Origin of the sequence: Micromonospora sp. NPDC049662 (assembly GCF_040675055.1) — a bacterium.
Lineage (GTDB): Bacteria > Actinomycetota > Actinomycetes > Mycobacteriales > Micromonosporaceae > Micromonospora.
In genome coordinates this window covers 53701-79438 of sequence record NZ_JBFAOC010000007.1, presented here as the reverse complement: position 1 = coordinate 79438, position 25738 = coordinate 53701, and the positions used below count along the sequence as shown (strand labels likewise).

Here is a 25738-nt window from a genome sequence, read left to right as displayed (position 1 = left end):
GGTGGACCGCACCGAGCGCGAACGGCAGGCCGCCCAGCGCCGCTACCTCGGCTGGGGCCTCGCCTTCGAACCCACCATGCCCGGCGTCGACCTGGCCCGGGACATCGTCTTCGACGACGGACCGAACGGCCGGACGTGGGCGCTGGTCGAGGGCACCGGCAACGTGGCCCAGAGCCTCGCGGTGGCGCTGACCACGCTGCGCGGCTCGAACGTCTTCGACGCGACGTTCGGCTTCGACGGGCTCAACGCCCTCGCCGAGCAGATCGAGCCGAACCTCATCCGCGAGCAGGTCCGCATCGGCATCATCACCCTGCTCGACCGCGATCCGCGGGTCCGCAAGATCGTCGACGTGAACCTCGACGACGGCCGGCTCGGCGCGGGCCGTGCCGACGACGCGTCGGCCGCCGCGCTGCGCGCCTCGCGCACCCTCCAGGTCCAGGTCCAGTTCGAAACCATCACCGACGACCGGCTCTCGGTGCGCCTCGGGGAGCTGCCAAGTGTCTGACCCGACCCTCCCGGCCGAGCTGGCCGACGTCCTCGCCGTCGACGCCGCCGCGCTGCGGGCCACCGGCTCGACGGGCTTCGGCATCGTCGAGACCGGCTTCGTGCCCAAGTCCTTCGCCCGGCTGCTCGCCGAGAAGCTGGCCACCGCCCGGCTGCTCTTCGGCGAGGACGTCGACCTGACCAGCGGCGCGGTGCTGCGCAAGGTCCTCGAACTCGCCGCCCTGGAGGACGCCCGGATGTGGGCCGCGCTCGGCGCGGTCTACGACAACTCCTTCGTGGTGTCCGCGACCGCCGACGCGCTGACCCGCCTCGGCGAGGAACTCGGCATACCCCGGCCGTACCTGCCGGCCCGGGGGACGGTGAAGCTCAAGCTCAAGGCCGCGCTGCCGACCGGCCACCCACAGCTCACGCTGCCCCGGGGCGCCCGACTGTCCACAGCCGGCGGGCACCACGTGGCCCTGGACGAGACAGTGGTGCTCTCCGCCGCCGTCGGTGAGCGCGAACCGGCCGTCGCCGCCTTCTATCCCGGCCCCGCGCACAACCTCGACCCCACCCAGCCGCAGCAGAAGATCGACCGCTGGAACCGCGCCGACACCCTGCTGGCCGACCTGGACGACGCCGAGCAGGCCGCCGGCAAGGAGCTGGTCGAGATCACCCACACCGTCGCGCTCACCGGCGGCGAACAGCAGGTCTCCGACGCCCGCTACCGGCAACTGCTGCTGGCCGCGCCCCGCTCCATCTGGACGGCCGAGGCGATCGGCCTCGCGGTGGCCACCGTGCCCGGCGTACGCCAGGTGCAGGTCTTCGACGGCCGGGGCGGACTGGACCTCAACCAGTCCATCTTCGGAAACTTCAACTTCATCGAGCGGGTCTTCAGCACCGAACGCGACCTGGGCAACCCGTACTACGTCACGGTGCTCGTCGCGCCGACCGCCGCCGCCATCTGGGACGGGCCGGACGGGCTGCACGCCGCCGTCGAGTCGGTCATCGAGGACCTGCGCCCGGTGGGCATCTTCGCCTCGGTGGACCGGGCCGACGAGGTCGGCATCGGCGTCGAGGCGGACCTGGTGATCCGGGGCCTGCCGCTGCCCACCGGCTCGAAGGAGACGATCAACGCCTCCACGGCCGCCACCGAGCTGCGCGCCCGGCTGCACGCCCGGCTACGCCGGTACGTCGACGAACTGCCCTTCGGCGAGCCGGTCCGGGCCGCCGAGGTGATCTGGACGCTGATGAACGAGCCGGGCGTCGCCGACGTGCGCAACCTGCGGCTGGTCCGCTTCCCGGCCGACTCGGCGGTGGTGGTGACCGGCAGCGCGCCCACCGGCGACGGGGTGCAGCGGCTGCCGGTCGGCGACAACGCGGTGCTCGCCGCCAACCAGGTGCCCGTCTACGTCGACCGGGACGACCCCCGGCCGTTCCGGATCGTCTGAGCGGGGGCGCGATGACCGACATCCGGGTACCCGTGGACGGCGTCGACCCGTCCGTCGAGCGCAACCTGATCGACCAGTTGGAGGGCCCCTATCCGGGAACCGTCCGGCGGGTCGTGGTGCCGCTCGCCACCACCGGTGCCGCCGCCGTGGACTGGACCAGCCGGCATCCGCTGCTCACCGTCGTGCTGCGCCGCGACCTGGCCGAGGAGACCGTCCGGGTGACGGTCACCGTCGACCCGGGCGGCGCGGGGCAGCGGGTACTGCCGCCGGTGGTGTTCGCGCCCTGGTCCGCCGAGGGCGCGTCGGTGCCGGCGTACGTGCCGGACACCGCCGACGAGCCGCTGGTCGCGCCGTTCGCGGTCGCCGTGTCGGCCGAGCGGGCCGTCGAGGGCACGGCCGCCTTGGCGCTTACCGGCACCGCGCTCCCCGCCCTCGTCGAGCTGGCCGTGGTCGAGGGCAACCTGGGTCGCCTGCTCTACCTGGTGTCGTACGAGAAGCACCGGCTGCGTCGGGCGGCCCGGGAGGTGCACGCGTACCGGACCCTGGCGCACGCCCGGCGCGACGCGCTGGACCGGATCGGCGCGGACGTCGGGGTGGCCCGCTTCGTCGACGAGCTGGTGCACGAGCCGACAAACGGCGAGGTGTACGCCCGACGCCTGCCCCCACCGGCCCGCGAGCCGGACGACGCGTACGCCCACCGGCTCGGGCTGTACCGGCGGTTCCTGCTGCCCACCCCGGGCGCGGTACGCCGGCTGCTCAACGGCCCCGGCGCGGACACCGACCCGAACACGGGCCTCTTCGCCGACCTGCCCGGCGGGGCGCGCTTCACGCTGCGCGAGGACGACGACCAGTTCGCGGTGGCGGTCCGGCTGGTCGCCGTCGGCGACCCGCAGCACCGCACCAACTTCCTCGCCCAACTGCGCCGCGACCGCCTGGTGTTGCCCGCCAACACCCCGCCGAACAACACCGTCCACGCCGGTCGGGCGTTGCCGGCCAGCCGCCTCGCCGAGGTCACGGCGCTGCGGGCGAGCCTGCGTCAGTCGTACACCTTCGACAGCTCGCACGGCATCGCGCCGCCGCTGGCGACCGCCCTGGACCGTGCGGGGCGGGTGTGCCGGGCGCTCGGCTCGACGATCGTGTGGCAGGTCAGCCGCGCCCAGGACGACGCCGGTGGGAGCCGCTACGAGTTGGGTCTCGGCGTCGACGTGAGTTGGCCGACCCCGGCGCAGGCCACCGACCTGCGTAACCGGGTGCTGGACACCGGCCGGACGGTGACCGCCGACCGGACCGCCGAGGCGCTCATCGTCGCCGCCCGCGCCGCCGGCGTGCCGACCGTCTCGGCCGACGGCGAGCTGGCCTGGCTGTGGCGGGTCTGCGGGTTGCCGACGACGCACCGGGTCAGCACCACCGTGATGTACCTGTCGCACCTGCCCACCCGGGGGCTCGCGGTGACCGCGCCGCTGACCGCCCCGGTGGGCGTCGACGCGCCGGTCGAGGCGCAGTTCCACGCGCCGGGCGACCCGGGTGGCAACGCCCTGCTGCTGGCCGGTCTGGCCGCGGCACGCACGGCCTGGGTGGCTGCCGGGGAGACGGCGTGGTCGCCGTTGACCGACGCCGCGGCCCGCACCCGGTGGGCGGCCGTGCCGACCCGACCCGCCGGGCAGCCGGTCGACGCGGTCCTCGCCGCCGCCGGCCTACCCGCGGTACGCGACCCGGTGCCCGTGGTGGCCGCGCTGAACCGCCTCCCCGACGAGCTGGTGGAGACCATCGAACTGCCGGCCGCGCTGGCGTCCGCGCTGATCGCCGGCCAACCGGCCGCCGCCGACCGGCTGGCCCGGCTGGTGGGGCTGCTGCGCGACCAGCACCTCGCCGCCGTGCTTCCGCTCGTCGAGACGGGCAACCGGGTGCTGCTGGTGTGCGGCGTCATCGGCCTGCCGCAGGCCGGGGTGAACCTGAGCGAGCGCCGGGCCACCGGGTTCCGCTGGTACACGGTGGGACTCGGCGGCGGCACGGCGGAGATCAAGGCGGTCGGCGCGCGGACCGCGCTGCGCCCCACCCACGCCGGCCTGGTCGCCGTGGTGGCGCTCTCCTACGTGCGGACCGGCCGGACCGATCCGTACGAGTTCCGGGTCGAGCTGCCCGACGGGGTGACGTTGACCCTGGAGCAGTACGAGCGGCTGATGAACACCCTGACGAGGATCTGCCCGCTCGGGGTGGAGATCAACACCTTCGGCATTCGCCGTGACCACGTCGACCTCGACGACGACGGGACGGCCGAGCCGCTGCGCCCGGCCGTCGCCCGGACCTTCCGCACCTTCCAGCAGCGCCGGCACCGCGGCGTGTACGACCAGCTCTGAGAGGGACACCACGATGGCGAACGAGATCAACTACGACGGGGTGACCGTCACCGAGCTGTACGAGGCGTTCACCAGGAACGGCATCCCGGCCTCGGACGCCAGCGTGCTGGTCTCCTCCTGGATCTACGAGAACGTCGGCACCGCGAAGCGGGTGTTCAGCTACGCCGAGTCGTTCCCGGCGGTGGAGCCGGGCTGCGCCCCACCACCGTTCGCCCGCACGTTCGCGCACACCGACTGGGTGGACGGCGAGGACGTCGTGCAGGCCGGCCAGACACCGGGGGAGCAGGGCTTCAACGAGCGCTTCCACCGCATCGAGCACGACCTGGACCACCTCGGCACCGACCTGGCCAAGGCGTTCACCTGCATGGCGGCGATGCGGGTGAGCCTGCGCCGGCTGCTCGACGAGATCCGCGCCGAGATCAACCGGCTGCACTCGACGGTGCACGAGAACAAGATCGTGCCCGGCCCGTACACCTTCGAGCAGATCCCCAACTACATCGGCGCGTTGGACTTCGGCAAGTACATGGGCACCACGATGTTCATGGACAAGAAGGTCAGCATCTGGCAGACCAAGGCCGGCACGATCGTGCTGCCCGCCGTGGAGACCCTCGGCGTGGACGTGGTGGTCGGTCCGAAGGTGCGCGGCGCCGCCCAGGTCGCCCGCTACGCCGTCGAGCACGGTGACGTGCGGCAGCGCTTCCCGCGCGAGGTGAAGGTGGTCGAGTTCATCCGCTTCTTCGGCGAGGACGAGGTGGCCGATGGCCGGAGCATCCGCGACGTGCTCAAGGTGCTGCCGGCCGACAGCAGCTACCCGAGCCTGGACGCGATGATCGCCGAGGTCAGCGAGCGCGAGGCCGTCATGGTCCGGACCACCGTCGGGGCCCAGTCGGCGGTCTCCGCGGCCCTCGGCGTCGACGCGGGGCTGGAGAACGTCGCGGACGCCGACATCGCGATGCTCGCCGGGGTGCCGACCAAGGCCCGCGCCGCGCTGGCCCGCGCCGGGATCAGCACGCTGGGCAAGCTCGCCGAGGCGCCGGCCGAGCGGGTGCTCGGCATCATGAAGGAGGCCGGGGTACGCGCCGAGGCCGGCGACGCCGCCGAGTGGACCGGGTACGCCCAGACGCTGAGCAAGCTGCGCTGAACGGCCGGCGACGACTCCGGCGAACGGTTGATCCGCGCCGTTCGCCGGGTCGGTGTGACGACACTGCGCTGGCGTACCGACCCTCCACACCCGACCGTGAGAATCCCACGGGGCGATCGGGCACGAAGGGCGCGCGGATGGCAGTTCACGAGGCGAGGTACGACCTGCGCTCCGGGGCGCCGGAGACCGGGGCGGTGCGACCGAGTCGGTACGCGTTGCGGCTGCTCGGCGGCTTCGCGCTGGAACGCGACGGCCGGTCCGTGGTGGTGCCGCAGGGGGCCCGGCGGCTGCTCGCCTACCTCGGCGTACGCCAGCGGTGTGCCCGCTCGGAGGCTGCTGGGACGCTCTGGCCCGCCTCCCACGAGGATCGGGCGCGGGCCAACCTGCGCACGATGCTGTGGCGGCTGCACCGGGTGACGCCCGAGCCCTTGGTCGAGGAGGACGACGGGCTGGCCCTGGCCGCCGACGTCACGAGTGACGTGGCCGCCCTGAGTACGGCGGCGGCCGTCCTGCTGGCCGGCGGCTCACCCGTGGGCACCGTGCCGGCGTTGGCGACCGGCGAGCTGTTGCCTGGCTGGTACGACGACTGGGTTCTGACGGAGCGGGAACGGCTGCGCCAGACCCGGCTGTACGCGCTGGAAGCTCTCGCCGAACGCCTCACCGCCCAGGGACGCTTCAGTGAGGCGGTGCAGGTGGCGTTGACCGCCGTGCACCTGGAGCCGCTGCGGGAGAGCGCCACCCGCGCGCTGATCGCGGTGCACCTGGCCGAAAGCAACATCAACGAGGCGGTGCGACGGTTCGAGCTGTTCCGCGCCGACCTGGGCCGGGAGTTGGGCGTCGCTCCGACACCCTGGCTGGAGCGTCTGGTGCAGGCTGGCCGCTCCGGCGCCGCGGTCCCGTATCCCTGAGCAACCGCACCACCCATACCGACAACGCGCCCGCGCGTGTCCCGCCTGGCCGCTACCTGTCTGGCCTGGCCGCTACCTGTCTGGCTCCTGCCCGGCCGTCGGTCTGCCCCCGCCAACAGTCCGCTCAGTCAGCCCGGCCGCCCGTGGGCGGCGGCCACGGGTCTCCTGCGCGCCCTCTGCTCTGCTTCAACCCGCGCAACACTGAGACGCCGTCAGTGTTGCCTCCGTTGAAGCAGAGCAAGGGACGCGCGAGGGGGTGGGGTAGGGGCGTCGGTTGGCGGGCGGGCGGGCCGCTGGTCAGCCGGGTCAGTGGGTCGCGGGCGGGATGCTCTGCTCGTACTGGAAGACGTTGTGCGGGTCGTACTTCGCCTTGACTTTGCGCAGTCGCGGGAAGTTGCGCCCCCAGTAGGCCTCCTCCCACTCCGCCATGCCGATGTTCGGCACATTGACGTACGCGCCGTCCACGTAGGGTCGCAGCGCCTGGCTGAACTCGGCGATCCAGGTCTGCGCGATCGGGGTGATGGCGTCGCCGCTGTCCGGCTCGCCGCGGGTGCCCCAACCAGCGCCGGGCTCGGAGTAGAAGAGCGCGTCACGGTGCGGGAACGCCGAGCCGCCGAAGGGCTCCTGCCGTTGGGCGCCCCGGCCGAACGCCTGGGTGAAGAAGTTGCTGTCCGGCGACGGCGCCTTCTCCATGAACTCGCGGACGATGCTGATCGCCCTTGTCGGGAAGGGTTCCCTGGTGAACTGGGAGAAGAACTTCCACTTCGCCGGCTCTTCGTCGTTCGGGACCTGGAATCCGGCGTACGTCTCGCTCCAACCGCCGATCTGCACGCTGACCTCGGGGTTGCCGATGGAGAGCAGCGGTTCCAGCAGCCTTCTCACCTCCGCCTCCGATCCCTCGGCGAGCACCCCGAACACCAGGATCTCGGTCGGGTGGATCTCGACCTGGCTGCCGAGGCGGGGGTCGGCGAACGGCGCGACGCGCTGCCAGGTGTCGAAGACGTCGTGCAGGTCGTCGAGGCCCGACCAGGTCGCCTGCAGGTACGCCACGCTCTCCAGCGGGGCTACCTGGTAGGTCAGGGAGGTGACGATCCCGAAGTTGCCGTTTCCGGCGCCGCGCAGCGCCCAGAGCAGGTCCGCGTGGTTCCACGGGTCCACCTCGAGCACCCTGGCGCCGTTGGCGCCCGCCGCGACGACGATCTCCGCCCCGATCAGGTTGTCGCAGGCCATGCCGAGGTAGCGGGTGAGGAACCCGAAGCCGCCACCGAGGGTCGCGCCGGACAGGCCGACGGTCCCCTCCGTTCCGGTCGTCGCCGCGAGGTCGTACTCCCCGAGCGCGGTGATCGCTTCCGACTGGTTGAGCCCCGCGCCGAGCTTCGCCGTGCGCGTGGCGGTGTCGATGTGGACGTCCTTCAGCTCGCTGACGTCGATGACGAGGCCGTTGTCGACGTTCGACCAACCTTCCAGGCTGTGCCGGCCGCTGCGTACCCGCAGCGCCACGTCGTGCTGCCGAGCCCAGGTGAGGGCGTTGACGACGTCCTGGGTCTCCTGAGCGAAGACGATGACCAGCGGGTAGCGCACGAACAGCTCGTCCCAGCCGATGCTCGCCTCCGCGTAGTCGGGGCTCTGGGGGCGGACGATCCGGCCGGTCAACGTCGCGGGCGGGTAGGTGTCGCCGACGGGTGGGCCGTCCGCCGCCACCGCCGAACTGCCAGCCATCACGCCGGGCAGGGCGATCGCTCCGGCGCCGACGGCCGTCGCCCTGAGCAGATCGCGACGAGAAAGGTCGCGCATGGTCCGAATCCTCTCGACGGGGGTCGCGTCAGAGATTCGACCGAGAGGACCTTTGCCTCCCAACTGACGCAAAACCACCGTAATTCCGCAGGCTGCGGCGCAGATCCGAGAACTTGTCACAGAACCCGGTCGGGTGACGCGACGGCAGGTCAGTTGGCGTGCGCGGGCTGGTCCAGGATGGCGCTGAACCGCTCCTCGGCAAGATCGAGCTGACCGAAGATGTGCCGCTTGACCCCCGCCGACAACGGCGTGTCCGGCCGGCCGATCAGATCCCGGAAGAGCGGCACCAGCGGCCGGTACTTACGGGCCGACGAGACGACCTTCGGCCCGACCGTGTGGATCACGCCGACGCCGTTGTCGGTGAAGTCCGACACCTTGATCACCCGGGCCCAGGGCTCGCGGTCCAGGCTGACCGCCAGGTGCTCCCGGTACTGCGTGTTGCGGTCCCGCTCGGGGTCGTACACCGGGTTGGTGACGGCGGCGACGAGCGTCGCGACACGCGTCCCGAACCGCACGGCGAGCGCGGCCAGCGCGGCCCCGGTCGGGTCGGTGCCGGCGCCGTCGCCGGCCAGCTCGACCGGGTGGTCCTCGACCGCGTCGTGCAGCAGGCCGGCGACGATCACGTCCACGTCGCGCACCTGGTAGTGGTGCATCAGTCGGATCGCCACCCGCAGCAGGTGGTTCAGGTACGGCTCGCGGACGCGCCGGTCGTCACGGTGCAACTCGGCGGCCAGGTCGAGCGCGGCGGTCAACCGCTCGCGGGCGGCGTCGTCGAACTGTTGGATCTCCAGCCGGAAGCGCTCCAGCAGGCCCGGTTCGCCGTGGATCTCGGTGATCGCGTGCATCGGCATGCTGCCCAGGTGCGGCGGGAAGTCCATGCGTCACTTATAGCCGATCTTCACCACATCGATGAGCCCTTACGTCGTCGACCCGACCACGAACTCCGGCGGGTCGAGCCGTCAGATCGGCAACCGGTCGGCCCCGGCCAGGGGATTCACCACGAGAGGGACCAGCGGCGTCGGTAGCACGGGATCACGACGCAGGGTGGGCGTCCAGCCCGCGTCGGCGGCCAGGTCGGGATCGTGGACCGCGTTGTACGCGGCCAGCAGGTCGACCGGCCGGGCCCGGCCGGTGCCCTGGCGCACCCAGGAGCCCCGCTCGGTCAGCCCGGTGCCACCCCAGTCGTAGAGCAGGTCGGCCGGGTCGACCGCCGGATCCAGGGTGAAGAAGTTGTTCTCCGCGTACATCGCCGACTGGACCCCGACGCCGAGGGCGTACTGGAAGCCGTCCCCGCCGAGCCGGTAGTGGTTGTTGTAGACGTCGACCTGACCGAAGCGCACCCGGGGCAGTCGTTGCAGGACGCCGTCGAAGAGGTTGTGGTGCAGGGTGACCTTGAGCCGGCCCACGTCCGGCCCGACAGTGTTGGACGAGCCGATCAGCATCAGCTTGTCCCGCCCGATGAACCGGTTCCAGGTGGCGGTGACTCCGCTGGCGGTGTGGGTGACGTCCAACGACCCGTCGTGCACCTGGTAGGGCCGCCCGAAGTAGCTGGGCTGGGCGCTGTCCGGGTTGTCGCCGTCGGTGAACGTGTCGTGGTCGACCCAGACGTGCTCGCTGCGACGTACCGAGATCTGGTCGTACTGGCTGTTCCAGTTGCCGGTCTCGCCGTCGGTCGGCGACCAGGCGGGGAAGCAGTCCCGGGCGTCCACGAAGGTCAGGTTTCGCACGATGACGTTCGACGCCCGGTCGATCATGAGGGTGAGGCCGGTCAGCCGGGCCCCGCGCAGCCCGACGATCGTCGTGTTGGGGCCCACGTTGATCTGGGTCTGGCGGGTCTGGTTCGCCACCGACCGCACCCGGGCCTCCTCCAGCGGCCCGGCGGGGGCCACCCGACCCCACACCGCCGGGTCGTACGCGGCCAGGTAGGCGTCCAGCCGGTACGTCGGGTCGGCCAGGTCGGCGCAGCTCAGCGCCGTACCGTCGGGTGCTTCGAAGCCGTCGACGGCACCGTCCACGTAGATGAGCTTCGGCGTGGCATCGGTGGCGTTGGTGGCGTTGTCACCGCCGAGCGCGTCGACCAGCTCGGCCCGGCTGTGCACCACCCGGGTCCGTTCGGCGGTGGCCGCCGAGCCGCCGGTGGTGCCGTCGCCCTCGGCCGCCCAGCCGTCGCGCTCGGGCAAGGCCTGCCGACCGAGGTGGCGGGCCGACCAGGACAGCCGGTCGGTGGGCGGAACGTCGGGGTGGGCGGCGGCCGGTGCGGCGACGAGCAGCAGGGCGACCACCAGTACGCCGATGAGGGGTTTGCGCATCGCTTCGCTCCGTTCTGCTGAGGTGTCCGATGGCGTCGTGTCGGGTCCGGAGGTGCTATTCCGCGAGTTCGGTGCGATACGGGGCAGTCGCCCAGGGCACGCCCCACTCGCTCGGCAGCGCCCCGCGTTCGGCCGAGGCGCGCAGCACGTCGGCCACGCCGCGCAGGTGACGGACGCGCTGGTCTCCGTCGCCCACCCCGTCGACCAGCTCCCCGTCGAGCAGTCGGGGCTCGGGGGCGGCCCGCAGCGCGTCCAGCAGGGCGGTGAACGGCGCGGTACGGGCCAGCGGCGCGATCAGCGGCACCCCGACCGGGTCGATCCGGTGGGCGAGCAGGTTCTCCAGCAGGCCCCGTCGACCGGGGACGCGGCGGGTCACCGCGTCGCCGGGCAGGCGCAGCCGGTCGGTCGGGTACTCCAGCGACGCCGGGCCGCTCTTGCCGGTCACCACCAGCTCGCCGGCCACGAACTCGGCGGAGGCCAGCGTGACCGCCGCCAGCACGGGTGGGCCGGCGCGGAGACGGACGCGCAGCACCGCCGTGTCCTCCACCTCGATCGGCCGGACCCGGTAGCGCTCCACCTCGATCGCCGCCGGCCACGGTGGCGCCCCTCCCAGCGCCTCGGCGACCGCGAGGCACTGCATTACCGCGTGCGCGAGTGGGTTGACGAGCGCGCCGTCCAGCACCGGCCGGCCGTCCACGCTTCGTCGACCGGCCCACGGGGAGCGGGCGTAGTAGGCGTCCGGCCGTTGCCAGGCGGCGACGGCGGAGATGCCGGTGACCGTGCCCAACCGGCCTGCGGCCACCGCGTCGGTCAGCGCGGTCAGCGCCGCCGAACCGAGCGCCTGAAAGCCGACCTGCGCCACCCGGCCGGCCGCCGCGAGCGCGTCGGTCAGCTCGTGATGCTCGGCCAGCGACAGCACCGGCGGCTTCTCCAGCAGCAGGTCCGCGCCGGCCGCGACGGCGTCGCGGGCGATCGGCAGGTGGGTGTGCGGCGGAGTGCAGATCACCACCACCTCCGGGCGGGTGGCGGCGAGCATCGTCGGGTGGTCGGTGAACACGCCGACGCCGGGCGGCACGGGCGCCTCCCGCTCGTCGCGCACCGGTGCGACGTCGACCAGGGCGACGAGTCGCAGGCGGCCGTCGGCGTGCAGCGGGGCGATCACCCGCCGGTGCCAGTGACCGTGCCCGTTCGCCCCGATCACCGCCACCGTCGTCGGCGGCACCGACCCGTTCACGCGACACCGACCGATAGCGCCACCGCCGGTAGCGCCGCCCTCCCGGCCGGGGCCGCCCGGCTCACCGGACGCCGGCCAGGGTCGCCTCGACGCCGTGTCGTCCGAGCGCGGTGAGCCAGGCGGTCACCTGGGCGCGTACCTCGTCGTCCTCGGCGACCTCGGCCGGGATCACCTCGCGCAGCGCGAAGACGGCGTCGACCGCGCCGGCCGGGCTCTGCGCGCCGGCGTCCAGGGCGGCCCGGATCGGCCCCGCGAGCGGGTCCTGCAACGGCAGCGGGCGGCCGTCGTCGGCGTACCCCAGCGCGAAGCGCAACCAGGACGCCACGACCAGCGCGCCCCAGCGCGCGGACCGTCCGGACGCGCGCAGGTCGGCGATGGTCTGCAGGATGCGTTGCGGCAGCTTCTGCGACCCGTCGGTGGCGACCTGGAGGGTGCGGTGCCGGATCGCCGGGTTGCCGAACCGGGCCAGGACCTGTTCGCCGTAGTCGACGACCCGCACCCCGTCCGGCGGTGTGAAGCTGGCCGCGACGTCCTCGGCGATCAGCCGGCGCAGCACGTCGGCCAGGTGCGGGATCTCCAGGGCGTCCGCGATGGTCTCCCGCCCGGCCAGCGCGCCGAGGTACGCCACGGCCGAGTGCACACCGTTGAGGGCGCGCAGCTTCAACCGCTCCCACGGCCCGGCGTCGTCGGTCAGCACCGCCCCGGCGTGTTCCCAGCCCGGCCGTCCGCCGGGGAAGTCGTCCTCGATGACCCACTGCGCGTACGGCTCGGCGGCCACCGCGGCCAGGTCGGTGACGCCGAGCGCCCGACGGGCCGTGTCGATGGTCTCCGGGGTGCTGGCCGGCACGATGCGGTCCACCATGGTCCCCGGGCACGTCACGTTGGCGGCCACCCAGTCGACGAACCCGGCCGGCGTCCCGGCGGCCCGCGCGATCGCCTGGTCGACCAGGCCGCGCAGCCGTCGGCCGTTGGCCGGCAGGTTGTCGCAGCTCACCAGGGCGACCGGTCCGGCGTCCGCGGCGGCGCGGGCCGCCAGCCCGCGCAGCAGCAGACCCGGCACGGTGGCCGGGGGCCGATGACCGGCGAGGTCCGCGGCGAGCGCGGAGTCCGGCGACAACCGGCCGGTCACCGGGTCGAGCTGGTACGCCTTCTCGGTGACGGTGAGCGTCACGACGCGGACCGCCGGGTCGGCGAGCAACGCCACCACGGCGTCCGGATCGCTCGGCGCGTGCCGTACGCCGCTCAGCGCGCCCACCACCCGGGTGGTGGCGTCGGCGGCGGACAGGGCGCTCACGCTGAACAGGTTGTCCTGGGCGGCGAGCGCGTCGACCACGGCGGCGCTGCGCGGGGCGACGGCCACGATGCCCCAGTCGCCGCCGGCCGCGCCGACCGCCGCCTCGGTGTAGACCGCCTGGTGCGCGCGGTGAAAGGCCCCCAACCCCAGGTGTACGACGCCCGTCGGCACGGTGCCCGGCCGCACGAGGGGGCGGGAGTCGACGGGCAGGTGGCGCAGCACCCCCAGGCCGAGGCGGGACGCGCCGACGGTCACCGCCATGCCGGACCGTCCGGGAACCGGTACTCCGCGATCGACGACTGTCTCATGGTGGCGCTGTAACCGGGGCGCTCCGGGAGCAGGTACCGGCCGCCGCGGGTGCGTACCGGGTCGACGAAGTGTTCGTGCAGGTGGTCGACGTACTCGATCATCCGACCGTCGAGGCTCGTGCCCACCCGCAGGTAGTCGAAGATCGCCAGGTGCTGGACGTACTCGCAGAGGCCGACGCCGCCCGCGTGCGGGCAGACCGGCACCCCGAACTTGGCCGCCAACAGCAGCTCGGCCAGCACCTCGTCGACGCCGCCGACCCGGCACGCGTCGACCTGCATCACGCCGATCGCGTCGGCCTGGAGCAACTGCTTGAAGATGACGCGGTTGGCGGCGACCTCACCCGTGGCCACCCGGCACCGGCCGTCGGTCAGCTCGGCGACGGCGCGGTTGATCCGGGCGTGCCCGAGGATGTCGTCGGCGTGCGTCGGCTCCTCGATCCAGTACGGGTCCACCTCCGCGAGGGCGGTCATCGCGGTGATCGCCTCGTCGACGTCCCAGACCTGGTTGGCGTCCATCATCAACAGCGCGTCCGGGCCGATCTCGGCGCGGATGATCCGGGCCCGGCGCAGGTCGTCGGCGAGCGGGCCGCCAACCTTCATCTTCATGGCCCGCCAGCCGTCGTCGTACGCCTGCCGGGTCAGCGCCCGCACCTTGTCGTCGGGGTAGCCGAGCCAGCCGACCGAGGTGGTGTACGAAGGAAAACCGTCCCGTTCCAGCGTCGCCAACCGGTCGGCCAGGCCGTCGCGTCCCTTGTCGAGGATGGCCGCCGCCTCGTCGGGCGTCAGCGCGTCGCTGATGTGGTGGAAGTCGACGCTGGCGACGAGGTCGTCGGTGGGCAGCTCGGCCAGGAACCGCCACATCGGCTTGCCGGCGATCCTGGCCCGCAGGTCCCACACGGCGTTGACGAGCGCCCCGGTCGCCATGTGGATGACGCCCTTCTCGGGGCCCAGCCAGCGCAACTGCACGTCCGCGCTGAGCGAGCGCCAGAACGCCACCGGCTCGGCGGCGATCTCTTCGACCGTACGACCCTCGACGTGGTGGGCCAGCGCCCGCACCGCCGCGCAGGTGATCTCGTTGCCCCGGCCGTTGGTGAAGGTGAACCCCGCGCCCACCGGCCCGGAGTCGGTGCCCAGCTCGACGTACGTCGCCGAGTAGTCGCCCCGGTTGATGGCGTCGGACCCGTCGCCCCGGGCGGCGGTGGGGAAGCGGACGTCGTGCACCTCGACGGAGGTGATGGTGGTGGTCACTGGCTCGACCCTTCGAAGTGGAAGACCCGTTTGGGTAGCCGGTACGCCAGGTCGACGATCGTCTCGGCGGCCTCGTCCATCGCGAGCCGGTGCTCGGCGACCAGCCGGGCCAGGAAGCCGGCGTCGACCCGGCGGGCCACGTCGTGGCGTACCGGAATGGAGCAGAACGCCCGGGTGTCGTCGACGAACCCGGTCGTGTTGTAGAAGCCGGCGCTCTCGGTGACCGTCTCCCGGAACCGCCGCAGCGCCTCGGGGGAGTCCAGGAACCACCAGGGCGCTCCGAGCAGCAGCGCGGCGTACCCGCCGGCCAGGGGCGCCAGCTCGCGGGTGAAGGTGTCCTCGTCGAGGGTGTAGAGCACCACCGTCAGCCGGGGGTCGTTGCCGTAGCGGGACAGCAGCGGGGCGAGCGCGTGCACGTACTCGGTGGCCTGCGGCACGTCGCCGCCGACGTCCCGGCCGTGCCGCTCGTACAGCCAGCGGTTGTGGTTGCGCACCGCGCCGGGGTGCAGCTGCATCACCAGTCCGTCGTCGAGGGACATCCGGGCGAACTCCATCAGCATGTGCGCCCGGAACGCCTCCGCGTCGGCGGCGTCCGCCGCGCCGCGCAGCCCACGGTCGTAGAGGCGGGCGGCCTGCGCCGGGCTCAGGTCCAGGGTGCGCGCGGTGGGGTGCCCGTGGTCCGACGAGGTCGCCCCGGCCGCGACGAACGCGGCCCGGCGGGCCCGCAGCGCGGCCAGATAGCCGGGGTACGTGCCGGTGTCCTCGCCGGCCAGCGCGCCGAGCCGCGCCACGTTGGCCGACCAGCCGTCGAACTCCATGTCCACCACGTCGTCCGGGCGGAAGGTGGTGACCACCCGACCGCCCGGCCCACCCCAGCCGTCGGCGGCGAGCTTGGCGTGCGCCGCGAGGTCGTCCAGCGGTGACTCGGTGGTGGCGAGGACCTCGATCCCGAAGCGCTCGAACAGCGCCCGGGGCCGGAACTCCGGCTCGGCGAGCCGCGCGGCGATCTCGTCGTAGAGGGCGTCGGCGGTGTCGGGACGCAGCGGGGTGTGCGCCCCGAAGACGGTACGGAGGGTCTGTTCCAGCCAGAGCCGCGACGGGGTGCCCCGGAACAGGTGCCAGTGTGCGGCGAAGCGCCGCCAGATCACCCGCCCGTCGGCCTCGACCGGGCTGCCGTCGCGGGTGGGGACCCCCAGGTCGCCCGGGGGTACGCCCTGACTGAGCAGCATCCTCGTCAGGTAGTGGTCGGGCACGATGAGCAGCCGCGCCGGGTCGGGGAAGGGCTGGTCCTCGGCGAGCAGGGCCGGGTCGACGTGCCCGTGCGGCGAGATGATCGGTTGCCGCGCCGCGAGGGCGTACAGCTCCCGGGCCAGCGCGCGCTGGCCCGGCTCGGCCGGCAGGAGCAGGTCGGTGTGGTCGGACGTCGGCACGGGGCTCCTCGTTCTGCTTCTCAGCGGGTGGTGAGCAGGTCAGCGACGCGCACGGCTCGCCCGGTCTCCAGGGACCGGTTGGCGGCCAGGCCGGTGAGCAGGGCCAGCGCGCCGTCCTCGGCCGTCGCGGCGCGGCCCAACGGATCAGGCTGACCGCCCAGGAGCACCGCCGTCATCCGGGCGTCCGCGCCGCCGTGCCCCTGGCGGGTACGACCCTCGATGAGGATCCGTCGGGGCGGTTCCCAGAACGGGCGCACCGTGAGCGTCGCGTCGCCCCCCTCGGTCGGCGCCTCGACGCCGTGCAGGGCCGCGCCCTTGACGGCGCCGGCGGTGCCCCGGTCGACGTAGTCGTTCTCGGTCACCTCCAGTTCGAGGCGTCCCCGGCTGCCGTTCACCATCACCCGGTAGCCCTCCCAGGGGGCGTACGCGGTGAGGTGGTAGGTCATTGTCGCGCCGGTGGAGTAGCGGGCCAGCACCGCCATGTCGTCCTCAATGCTCACTCCGGGGGCGAAGACGTTGCGGTCGCGCTGGTAGCCGTCCTCGGCCTCGGCGTCGAGGTACAGCTCGCGCAGTCGGGGGTGCGCGTCGAGCCGCAGCGCGAACGGGTCGTCAACCGCGGCGGGGGAGCGGTACGCCCGGTCGTAGTCGCGGGCGTAGCCGTGCCGGCGGCCGCTCTCGCCGTAGAAGAAGAGTCGACCGGCCGCGTACACCTCGACCGGGGTGGCGGCCAGCCACCAGTTGACCAGGTCGAAGTGGTGGCTGGCCTTGTGCACCAGCAGGCCGCCGGAGGTGGCCTTGTCGCGGTGCCAGCGGCGGAAGTAGTCGGCCCCGTGGCGCACGTCGAGCAGCCACTCGAAGTGCACCGAGCCGATCTCGCCGACCGCGCCCTCGGCGAGCAGCCGGCGGACCTGCTCGTGCAGCGGGTTGTAGCGGTAGTTGAAGGCGACCGCAACGCTGCCGCCGGTCTCGGCCACGGCCTCCAGGATGCGCCGGCAGCGGGCGGCGTCCACGGTCATCGGCTTCTCGGTGACGACGTCCCGGCCGGCGCGCAGCGCGGCCACCACGTACTCGTCGTGGGTGACGTCCACGCTGGTCACCAGGACGACGTCGACGCGTTCGGCGTCCAGCATGGAGGCGAATCCGCCGGCGGGGTACGTGGGCACCGGCCGGTGTCCCAGCTCGCCCAGCCAGCGGTTGTGCGCGTCCATCCGGGTCTGGTTGACGTCGGCGAAGGCGACCAGCTCGGCGGAGTCCGGGTGGTCGAGCACCAGGGCCCGGACGAACATCTCCGCTCGCGCGCCGGTGCCCACGATGGCGTAGCGGACCCGCCCGCCGGATCTCGGTGACATGCGATCGCCCTCCGGATGACCCCTGCAAAGGTTTGCAGTGAAGTAACCACGATCAATGTGATGGCGTCAACGACAGCGGCACAACCGGCGGCAATTGTGGGTTTTTGCGGGGTTGAAGGCCACCACTGGGCGTCTCGATGCAACAAAGCTGCAAACATTGACCGTTGACAGTGGAGCAACCGTTTGCATTAATTGGCGGCACCCGCGTGACCACCGCCGCACTCGGACGAAGGGGCCGCCGTGCCAGTCACCATCCGGGACGTCGCCCGCGCCTCCGGGGTGCACATCTCCACCGTGTCCCGCACCTTCTCCGCCCCGCACCTCGTCAACCCCGAGACCCGGGTCCGGGTGCTGGCCTGCGCGGAGGACCTGGGCTACCGGCCGAACCGGGCCGCCCGCGCCCTCATCACCGGGCGTACGCACAACATCGGGCTGATCATCGCCGACATCGCGAACCCGTTCTTCCCACCGCTGATCAAGGCGGCGGAGAGCCAGGCACGCCACCGCGACTACCACGTCTTCGTGGCCGACACCAACGAGGACCCGACCGCCGAGGAGGAGTTGGTCCACGCCCTCGCCAAGCAGGTCGACGGGGTGCTGCTGTGCAGCCCCCGGATGAGCAACAGCCTGATCGAACAGCTCAGCCGCGAGGTGCCGCTGGTCGTGGTGAACCGTCAGGTGACCGGCCTGGCCTGCGTGCTGATGGACGTCGGGCAGGGCGCCCGGGCAGCCGTCGAGCACCTGATCGGTCTCGGTCACCGCGACATCGCCCTGCTCGGCGGGCCGCGCAGCTCGTGGACCAACCGGGAGATGCGGCGTGCCGCCACCACGGCCGTCCGGGCCGGTGGCGGGGAACTGACCGTGCTCGGCCCCAACGCTCCCACCGAGACCGGCGGCTCCGCCGTGGCCGAGCAGGTGCGGCACAGCGGCGTCACCGCCGTGCTCGCCTACAACGACCTGATGGCGATCGGCCTCATCGAAGGGCTGGACGCGCTCGGGGTCCGGGTGCCGCAGCAGGTGAGCGTCGTCGGGGTCGACGACATCGCCCTGAGCCGGCTCACCCGACCCAAACTGACGACGGTGGCCACACCCACCGGGGCCGCCGGCCGGACGGCCGTCGACATGCTGCTGCAACAGGACATCGAGTCACCGCGCGGCGCGCGGGGGCCCGGTACCGGCACGGCGGTCGGCGTCCGGCGTACCACCGCACAGGTAATGCTCCAGACCGACCTGGTCATCCGCGACTCGACCGGGCCGGGTCCGCATGCCCGGCCGGCACGTCCCCTGGCCGCGCCCTAAGGCCCGGACCCGCACTGCCCTGCGGGTCCGGGCATCCCGACCGCGGCCTCGGGTGATGCCGTCGCCTCCTAAAGCCGAGGAGTGAGCGCACATGCACCCCGCAACGTCCCCCACCACCGGCACGCCCGTCGGGCGTCCGCCCGCCACCCCGCTGCCCCGGCGGCGGCTGCTGCGCGGCCTGCTCGCCGCGACGGTCGCCGCGCCGCTGCTGTTCGGCGCCGCCGCGTGCGGCGACGACGACGCCGCCGACCCCAACGCCCCCGTCAAGCTCTCGATCTTCTGGTGGGGCGGTGACGCCCGGGCCAAGCTGACCGAGGACGCCCTCGCCCTCTACACAAAGAAGCATCCCAACGTGACCTTCGAGAAGACCTGGCAGGCCAACCAGGGCTACTTCGACAAGCTCGCCACGCTCACCGCCGGTGGCAACCCGCCCGACCTGTTCCAGATCGACGACAACTACCTCGCCGAGTACGCGGCTCGCAACACCACGCTCGACCTCACCTCGTACCAGAAGTCCGGCAAGCTGGACACCGCCACGTTCCCCAAGAGCCTGTGGCAGTACGGCGTCGTCGACGGCAAGCTCGCCGGCCTGGCCGCCGGGGAGAACACGCAGGGTCTGGTCTACAACAAGACGCTGCTGGCGAAGCACAACCTGCCCGAACCGACCACCGGGATGAGCTGGGAGCAGCACATCGCCTGGGCCGAGGGAGTGTCCGCCAGGACGGGGGTTCCCGGCACCCAGGATCCGAGCGCCGACTACAAGGCGTTCTGGGTCTGGCTGCGCCAGCAGGGCAAGGACCTCTACCAGGGCAAGGATCTGGGCTTCACCGCCGAGGACGTGACCGCCTGGTTCGACCTCTGGAAGGGCGCGCGGGACCGTAAGGCCACCCCGACCGCCGACGTCATCCACGAGGGCAACTCCAGCGACGTCACCAAGCAGTTGGTGGTCACCGGCAAGTCCGCGACGTCCTGGGTCTGGGCCAACCAGATGCCGGACCTGAAGAAGAACACCAAGGACGAGCTGGGAGTGATCGCCTACCCCGGCGATCCGAGCGCGCAGTGGGCCCGGGCCTCGATGTACTGGTCGGTGTTCAAGGGCAGCAAGAACAGGGACGTCGCGGTCGATGTGATCAACTTCCTGGTCAACGACCGGGAGGCCGTCACCCTGCTCGGCACCGACCGGGGCCTGCCGTCCAACCTGGACCTGCGTCAGGTCGTCAGCGACGGCACCACCGACCCCGCGATGAAGCAGTCGATCGCCGTCGAGGCGGAGCTGACCCAGAAGTTCGGCGAGTCGCCACAGGTGCCGATCAAGGGACACAGCACGGTCAAGTCCGAGCTGGTCAAGGCCGCCGAGAGCGCCCAGTACGGCCGGGCCACCCCCGCGCAGGCCGCCGCCCAGTTCATCGAGGCGTGCAAGGGCGCCATCGCCTGACCCGCCCCACGAGGCGAGGAGAGGAGCCGATCGTGGCGTTGACCACGGCGCCCGACCCGACCCGACCCGGCCCCGGATCCGTCCGGACCCACCCCACCCGGCGTGGGTCCGGCGGCATCCGGCACCGCGAGGGTCTGGCGGGGTACGTCTTCCTGTCGCCGTGGCTCATCGGCCTGATGGGTGTCACGGCGGTCCCCATGCTGCTGTCGCTCTACCTGAGCTTCACCAACTACGACATCCTCACCCCGTTCTCCGAGGCCCGGTGGGTGGGGCTGGCCAACTACGAGCGGATGTTCACGGCCGACCCGTCGTACTGGCACGCCGTGCGGGTCACCCTGACCTTCGCGCTGGTCGCCGTACCCCTGAAACTGGCCGCGGCCCTCGGCGTGGCGCTGCTGCTCAACCGCGCGTGGCGCGGCGTCGGCCTGTTCCGCGGCCTGTTCTACCTGCCGTCGCTGCTCGGCGGCAGCGTGGCGCTGGCCATCGTCTGGGTCAACATGTTCAACCGCGATGGTGCGTTCAACTCGCTGCTGAGCCTCTTCGGCATCGAGGGCAGGCCCTGGGTCAACGACCCGGACTGGGCCCTGCAGACGCTCATGGTGCTGGCCATCTGGCAGTTCGGCGCCCCGATGGTGATCTTCCTGGCCGGGCTGAAACAGGTGCCCACCGAGCTGTACGAGGCCGCGTCCGTCGACGGCGCCGGTCGGTTCCGGCAGTTCCGCGCCGTCACCCTGCCGATGCTCTCCCCGGTCATCTTCTTCAACCTGGTGCTGGAGACGATCAACGGCTTCCAGGGCTTCACCGCCGCGTTCGTGCTCAGCAACGGCACCGGCGGCCCGGTCGACTCGACCCTCATGTACACGCTGAACCTCTACATCACCGGCTTCACCGACCTGGAGATGGGCTACGCCTCGGCGATGGCCTGGGTGTTCCTGCTCGCCATCGCGGTGCTCACCGCGATCTTCTTCAGCACCGGGCGGTTCTGGGTGCACTACTCCGACGGGGAGGACCGGTGATGGCGACTCCGACGGCGGCGGCGCTGCCCGGAGCGGGACGACGCCCCGGCGGCCGGCCCGTGCTGCGGCTGCTGATCCTGGTGGTGATCGTGGCCGTGGTGCTCTACCCGCTGATCTGGATGGTCGGCACCTCCGTGAAGTCCCAGGAGGAGATCGTCAACAACGTCGGGCTGCTGCCGGAGCGGTTCACCCCGGGCAACTACACCGCCGGCTGGTCCAACTTCGACGTCGGATTCGGCCGGTTCTTCCTCAACAGCGCGCTGGTCAGCCTGCTCACCGTCATCGGCAACGGGCTCTCCTGCCTGCTGGCCGCGTACGCCTTCGCCCGCCTGAGGTTCCGGCTGCGTGGCCTCTGGTTCGCCGTCATGATCGGTACGCTGCTGCTGCCCCAGCACGTGCTGATCGTGCCGCAGTACATCCTGTTCCGCACCCTCGGTCTGGTGGGTGGCGAGTGGCCCTACCTGCCGCTGCTCATCCCGCAGTTCCTGGCCACCGAGGCGTTCTTCGTGTTCCTCATGGTGCAGTTCATGCGCGGCGTCCCACGGGAGCTGGACGAGGCGGCGCGGATCGACGGCGCCGGCCCGTACGGGATCTTCCGGCACATCATCCTGCCGCTGAGCCGACCCGCGCTGGTCACCACCGCGATCTTCTCGTTCATCTGGACCTGGAACGACTTCTTCCGCCAACTGGTCTTCCTGTCCCAACTGAAGGACTACACCGTGCCGGTGGCGCTGACCCTCTTCATCGACTCGACGAGTCAGAGCGCGGTCGGGCCGATGTTCGCCATGTCGGTGCTGTCGCTGCTGCCGGTCTTCCTGTTCTTCGTCGCGTTCCAACGGATGCTCGTCGAGGGGATCAACACCAGTGGCATCAAGGGCTGAACCCGTCGACGACGCCGAGCGGCGGGACTGGCGGGACGTCGCCCGCGACGCCGCGGACCTGGCGCTGCTCGGCATCCTGTTGACCCTCGCGGCGGCGCCGCTGCTCACCGCCGCCGGGGCGGCCGGTACGGCCAGCGCGGCGGTGCGCGACTGGACGCGTACCGGCGGTTGGCCGTCGGCGCGGACGAGCCTGCGCCGGTTCGGCCGCTCGGTGCTGCCCGGCGTGCCGGTCAGCCTGCTCGCGCTCTGCGTGCTCGGGCTGCTCGCCGCCGACCTGGCGGCGCTGACCGCCGGGCGGGTGCCCGGTGGCCCGCCGGCGCTGGCGGTGACCGCTCTGGTCGCGGCCGCTCTGGCCGGGTACGCCGGGCTGGTCGTCGTCGAGGCGGGCCGGAACGGGGGCGGGCGGTGGCGGGTCGCGGCCCGGTCCAGCGCCCGCGCCTGCCTCGACGCGCCCACCCGGTGGGCCGCCCTCACGGGCGTGACGGCGTTGGCGGGGCTGCTCGCCGTCCTGGTCACACCGGTGGCCGTGCCCATCCTCGCCGGCTACACCCTGGCGGCCCTGCACGCCGTCGCCAGCCGGATGCCGGTCCCCACGGACGTCGGCCGCGCCTTCGCCGCCGAGGTCGGCAGCCGCGAGCCGGCCGCCGTCCGGCCGGAGCTGCCGTGACCACCGATCCCGCCACCGACGCCGCTCCGGTCGCCGAGGAACCGGCTCGGCTGTTGGTCGGCGTGACCGAGGTGGCCCGGTACGTCGTCGACCCCGCGTTGGACGCGCGGCACGGCCCCCGGCCGTACCTGCACCCCGTGCGCACCCTCGGCGGCACGGTGGTCACCGACGCGCTCCCCGCCGACCATGTGTGGCACCTGGGAGCCTCCCTCGCGGTGCAGGACGTCGACGGCGTCAACCTGTGGGGCGGGCGTACCTACGTGCGCGACGTCGGCTACACGTGGCGCGAGGACCACGGGCGGATTGTCCACACCGGCTGGACGCGGCGCTCGGCGGACCGGCTGGCCCATCAGCTCCAGTGGCGCGACCCGCGCGGACGGGTGCTGCTCGCCGAGCGGCGTCAGCTGGCCGCGTCGGCGGTGACGCCGGACGTCTGGCGGCTCGACCTGGACTCCGCGCTCACCGCGCCGCCCGACAGGTCCGTGCGCCTGGGCAGTCCGGCCACCAACGGTCGTCCCGGCGGGGCCGGCTACGGCGGCTTCTTCTGGCGGGCGGTCGCCGCCGGGGGCGAGGCGACGGTGTTCACCGCCGAGGCGACGGGGGAGGAGGCGATCAACGGCAGCGCCACCCCGTGGCTGGCGCTGGCCGGCACCGGGCCGGGCGGTGGCGCGTACACCCTGGTCTTCGCGGGCCTCGGCCCCGGTGACCGGTGGTTCGCGCGGACCGCGATGTATCCCGGCGTCTGCGTGGCCTTCGCCTTCGACCAACCGGCGGAGGTCCCCGCCGCCACCACCCGCCACGGCAGCTACCAGGTGTGGATCGCCGACGGCACCCTGTCCCCAGCCCAATGCGCCACCCTCGCCAGCGCGCGTCGATGATGAAGTTGTTGTCCCGACACGCCGGGCGTGGTGACAACAACTTCATGATCGACCGGGTAGGGCGGCGGGGACGGCGGCGGCGGTGACGCGGATGGCCTTGACTATCGCCGGGATCGAGCCGATCAGCAGCACCAGCCCCCAGATGATGGCGATGATGGCGAAGACGATCGCGCCGATGTCGTCGAGGATGCTCACCAGGATCACCGGCACCAGATTGTGCAGGAATTCCAGCACGACGGTGCACAGCAGGGTGGTGATGATTATCAGGACGAGGCCCTTGTTCTGCAGAAACCGGGGCTGGGCCAGCACCAACAGCCCCGCCCAGACCAGCTTGAGCAGCAGCGCCAGGCCGAGCAGCACCGCCGCGTCGCCGACCGGGAAGAAGCCCCACAGCGCCAGGTACGCCAGGGTGCCGAACGGCACGGCCAGGAACAGCGACACCATGATTATCAGCTCCACGAACGCGATGATCAGCAGGATCAGCGAGCCCAGGATGAGCAGGATCGAGAAGATCAGCGTCGCGACGCCCTGGATCCGGCCCTGCACCCGCTCCGGCACCACCAGGCTCAGGCAGAACAGGCCAGTGGTCCAGAGCGCCACCGCGTCGATCAGCGCCAGGTAGCTGGTGCCCCGTCCGGACGGTTCGCTGACTCCGGCCGCGTCCACCTCCACGCCGAGGTCCGCCGCGCCGACCAGCAGCGCGCCGGTGGCGTCGCCGCCACCGGTGAGCAGCGACGATCCCACCTCGACGAGGACCACCAGCGTGATCGCGACCAGCGCGAGCAGCAGGAACGGCTTACGCAGGTCACCCATGGCGGGCCTCCGTACGGTCGGGGAGCGCCCGGCTCGGGCCGGTGGGTGGACCTGTCACCCGGCGGCGACGGTGACCGTGCATCCCACACCTCCCGGGCAGCCCAGCAGCACCGTGGTCGCGCTGTCGACGGCGATCCGGGCGACCGCCTCGCCACCGTCGTCCGGTTCGACCTCCGACCGCACGGTGAGGTCGGCGTCCCCGGGCGCCGGGGCGTTCACCACGAACGTGCGGCCACTGCGCAGCACCAACGTCCGCAGCTCGCCCGGGTCGGCGACCCGCACCGCGCAGCCGCCGACGAAGGTGAGCACGTCGCCGGTACGGTCGCAGTCGGCCTGCACGGTCGTCGGGTCGATCGTGCTGCTCGCCCCGGCCAGCCGGCCCAGCCGCTGCACGATTCCCGGCCGATCGCTCGCGCGGCCCTGCTCGCCGCCGCCGACGCCGACGGCGAGCGCGAAGAACGCCACCAGCAGCACCGCCAGCGTCACCAGGACGACCTTCTGCCGACCGCTCATCGCCGCGCGACCGCCCCGGGCACCTCGGTGAAGCGGATCTGGTCCACGCCCGCGAAGTACCTGTCGAAGCCCTGCGTCTTGCCGACGGCGACCAGGGTGAGCGTGTGCCGGCCCGCCGCCAACCGGACGGTGCCCACGTCGGTGAAGTCCTGCCGGATCACCGTCGGGCTGAAGCCGAAGAAGGTGCTGCCGAGCTGCACGCCGTCGATCTGCCAGATGGTGTTGGCGTAGTCGAAGCTCGTGGTGCGCGTGGTGGAGAAACGCCAGAGGGCGTCGGCCGGCAGTTCGACGGTGACGTTCACCCGGTCACCGGGCGCCAGGCCCGTGAAGAACAGTTGCGCGTCGTCCGACCAGGTGATGTCGCAGCAGTTCGGCTGCGCGTCGATGCCCGCCGCGGTCTTCGCCGGGGACTCCACCTTTGCCCCGTCGACCAGGCTCTCCGCCTCCAGCGTCACGACCCGTGGCGTGCCCGGCGTCGGTGGGCCGTCGGAGCGGGTCAGCAGGTAGCCGACCACCCCGGCGACCACGAGCACCAGCGCCGCGGCGGCGGCGATCCACGGCCACGGCGTCCGCTTCGGCGCGGCGACCGCCCGGACCTCGTACGTCACCCGGCCGCTGGAGCGCGAACTCTCCTCCGGCGCGGTGTTCGCCGAGTACGCGAACCCGGTCATGTCGTAGCGGCGGGGCGCGGTGCCGGCCGGCACCGCGAGGCGGACCAGGAACGAGACCGAACCCTGACCGGGCACCACCCGCTGCGGCTCGGTGACGGTGAACCAGGCCCGCTGGCTGCCCTCGCCGGGCGCCACGTCGAAGACGACGGTGTCCGGCGCGAGGCCCGGGTTGGAGACGGTGAACGTCAGCTCGCCGTGGTTGGCGGCGTCCAGGGTGAACTGCGACGCGGCGCCGACGACGGCCCATTCGGTGGTCATG

22 protein-coding genes are annotated in these 25738 nt (G+C 72.5%); 11 read left to right on the top strand and 11 right to left on the bottom strand.

The features are described from left to right. Window position 1 precedes the first annotated feature (1 nt). From AB0J36_RS07890 to AB0J36_RS07870, 5 genes are all read left to right on the top strand, one after another. Window positions 2-505, top strand: coding sequence for a hypothetical protein (locus AB0J36_RS07890; RefSeq protein WP_363660300.1), 504 nt, complete (start codon window positions 2-4; stop codon window positions 503-505). Next, the gene (locus tag AB0J36_RS07885) at window positions 498-1934 is read left to right on the top strand and encodes a baseplate J/gp47 family protein (protein ID WP_357118189.1); all 1437 of its coding nucleotides are present in this window, start codon (window positions 498-500) and stop codon (window positions 1932-1934) included. The genes AB0J36_RS07890 and AB0J36_RS07885 overlap by 8 nt, the downstream gene beginning before the upstream one ends. Before the next feature lie 11 nt (window positions 1935-1945). After that, entirely contained in the window at window positions 1946-4291 is a 2346-nt protein-coding gene (locus tag AB0J36_RS07880) for a hypothetical protein (protein ID WP_363660299.1), read from the top strand. Between the two features lie 13 nt (window positions 4292-4304). Further along, window positions 4305-5432 carry a hypothetical protein gene (locus AB0J36_RS07875; RefSeq protein ID WP_363660298.1) on the top strand — a complete coding sequence of 376 codons (1128 nt, stop codon included), beginning with the start codon at window positions 4305-4307 and terminating at the stop codon, window positions 5430-5432. A 137-nt stretch (window positions 5433-5569) separates the two neighbouring features. Next, on the top strand, window positions 5570-6340 hold the full coding sequence (locus AB0J36_RS07870; protein ID WP_357169825.1) for a BTAD domain-containing putative transcriptional regulator: 771 nt from the start codon (window positions 5570-5572) through the stop codon (window positions 6338-6340). Window positions 6341-6646: 306 nt separating this feature from the next. Here the strand turns inward: AB0J36_RS07870 and AB0J36_RS07865 are convergent, their stop codons facing one another. The 8 genes from AB0J36_RS07865 to AB0J36_RS07830 all read right to left on the bottom strand — a co-directional run bounded on the left by AB0J36_RS07865 (window position 6647) and on the right by AB0J36_RS07830 (window position 17306). Beyond that, the gene (locus tag AB0J36_RS07865) at window positions 6647-8134 is read right to left on the bottom strand and encodes an FAD-binding protein (protein WP_357169828.1); all 1488 of its coding nucleotides are present in this window, start codon (window positions 8132-8134) and stop codon (window positions 6647-6649) included. Window positions 8135-8283: 149 nt separating this feature from the next. Then, window positions 8284-9012 carry an HD domain-containing protein gene (locus AB0J36_RS07860; protein WP_357169831.1) on the bottom strand — a complete coding sequence of 243 codons (729 nt, stop codon included), beginning with the start codon at window positions 9010-9012 and terminating at the stop codon, window positions 8284-8286. 81 nt (window positions 9013-9093) lie between these two features. Next, a complete protein-coding gene (locus AB0J36_RS07855) occupies window positions 9094-10443 on the bottom strand; it encodes a pectate lyase (protein WP_363660297.1) in 1350 nt (449 codons plus the stop codon). A gap of 55 nt (window positions 10444-10498) precedes the next feature. Then, window positions 10499-11677 carry a Gfo/Idh/MocA family oxidoreductase gene (locus tag AB0J36_RS07850; protein ID WP_363660296.1) on the bottom strand — a complete coding sequence of 393 codons (1179 nt, stop codon included), beginning with the start codon at window positions 11675-11677 and terminating at the stop codon, window positions 10499-10501. Between the two features lie 61 nt (window positions 11678-11738). After that, window positions 11739-13232 (bottom strand): mannitol dehydrogenase family protein, encoded by a 1494-nt coding sequence (locus tag AB0J36_RS07845; RefSeq protein WP_357169840.1) that lies wholly within the window; start codon window positions 13230-13232, stop codon window positions 11739-11741. Further along, window positions 13223-14527, bottom strand: coding sequence for an enolase C-terminal domain-like protein (locus AB0J36_RS07840; protein WP_363660295.1), 1305 nt, complete (start codon window positions 14525-14527; stop codon window positions 13223-13225). The genes AB0J36_RS07845 and AB0J36_RS07840 overlap by 10 nt, the downstream gene beginning before the upstream one ends. Then, entirely contained in the window at window positions 14524-15957 is a 1434-nt protein-coding gene (uxaC, locus tag AB0J36_RS07835) for a glucuronate isomerase (RefSeq protein WP_357169846.1), read from the bottom strand. Before uxaC ends, AB0J36_RS07840 begins: the two co-directional genes overlap by 4 nt. 20 nt (window positions 15958-15977) lie before the next feature. Then, window positions 15978-17306, bottom strand: coding sequence for a Gfo/Idh/MocA family oxidoreductase (locus AB0J36_RS07830; protein ID WP_357169849.1), 1329 nt, complete (start codon window positions 17304-17306; stop codon window positions 15978-15980). Window positions 17307-17546: 240 nt separating this feature from the next. Between AB0J36_RS07830 and AB0J36_RS07825 the strand changes: the two genes are divergently transcribed. The 6 genes from AB0J36_RS07825 to AB0J36_RS07800 all read left to right on the top strand — a co-directional run bounded on the left by AB0J36_RS07825 (window position 17547) and on the right by AB0J36_RS07800 (window position 23482). Next, on the top strand, window positions 17547-18605 hold the full coding sequence (locus tag AB0J36_RS07825; RefSeq protein ID WP_357118223.1) for a LacI family DNA-binding transcriptional regulator: 1059 nt from the start codon (window positions 17547-17549) through the stop codon (window positions 18603-18605). Between the two features lie 91 nt (window positions 18606-18696). Further along, complete coding sequence (locus AB0J36_RS07820; protein ID WP_357169852.1) at window positions 18697-20040, top strand: extracellular solute-binding protein; 1344 nt, start codon at window positions 18697-18699, stop codon at window positions 20038-20040. Between the two features lie 32 nt (window positions 20041-20072). Beyond that, window positions 20073-21056 carry a sugar ABC transporter permease gene (locus AB0J36_RS07815; RefSeq protein WP_357118229.1) on the top strand — a complete coding sequence of 328 codons (984 nt, stop codon included), beginning with the start codon at window positions 20073-20075 and terminating at the stop codon, window positions 21054-21056. Next, entirely contained in the window at window positions 21056-21937 is an 882-nt protein-coding gene (locus AB0J36_RS07810; protein ID WP_357118232.1) for a carbohydrate ABC transporter permease, read from the top strand. The genes AB0J36_RS07815 and AB0J36_RS07810 overlap by 1 nt, the downstream gene beginning before the upstream one ends. Then, window positions 21921-22604 carry a hypothetical protein gene (locus AB0J36_RS07805; protein WP_363660294.1) on the top strand — a complete coding sequence of 228 codons (684 nt, stop codon included), beginning with the start codon at window positions 21921-21923 and terminating at the stop codon, window positions 22602-22604. Before AB0J36_RS07810 ends, AB0J36_RS07805 begins: the two co-directional genes overlap by 17 nt. Further along, on the top strand, window positions 22601-23482 hold the full coding sequence (locus AB0J36_RS07800; RefSeq protein WP_363660293.1) for a PmoA family protein: 882 nt from the start codon (window positions 22601-22603) through the stop codon (window positions 23480-23482). Before AB0J36_RS07805 ends, AB0J36_RS07800 begins: the two co-directional genes overlap by 4 nt. A 42-nt stretch (window positions 23483-23524) precedes the next feature. Here the strand turns inward: AB0J36_RS07800 and AB0J36_RS07795 are convergent, their stop codons facing one another. From AB0J36_RS07795 to AB0J36_RS07785, 3 genes are read right to left on the bottom strand one after another with little or no spacing between them, the layout of a single operon-like run. Then, entirely contained in the window at window positions 23525-24295 is a 771-nt protein-coding gene (locus tag AB0J36_RS07795; RefSeq protein ID WP_363660292.1) for a hypothetical protein, read from the bottom strand. 54 nt (window positions 24296-24349) lie between these two features. Further along, on the bottom strand, window positions 24350-24808 hold the full coding sequence (locus tag AB0J36_RS07790; protein ID WP_357118244.1) for a hypothetical protein: 459 nt from the start codon (window positions 24806-24808) through the stop codon (window positions 24350-24352). Then, window positions 24805-25737, bottom strand: a complete 933-nt coding sequence (locus AB0J36_RS07785; RefSeq protein WP_357118248.1) for a hypothetical protein — start codon at window positions 25735-25737, stop codon at window positions 24805-24807. The genes AB0J36_RS07790 and AB0J36_RS07785 overlap by 4 nt, the downstream gene beginning before the upstream one ends. Between the last annotated feature and the right edge of the window lies 1 nt (window position 25738).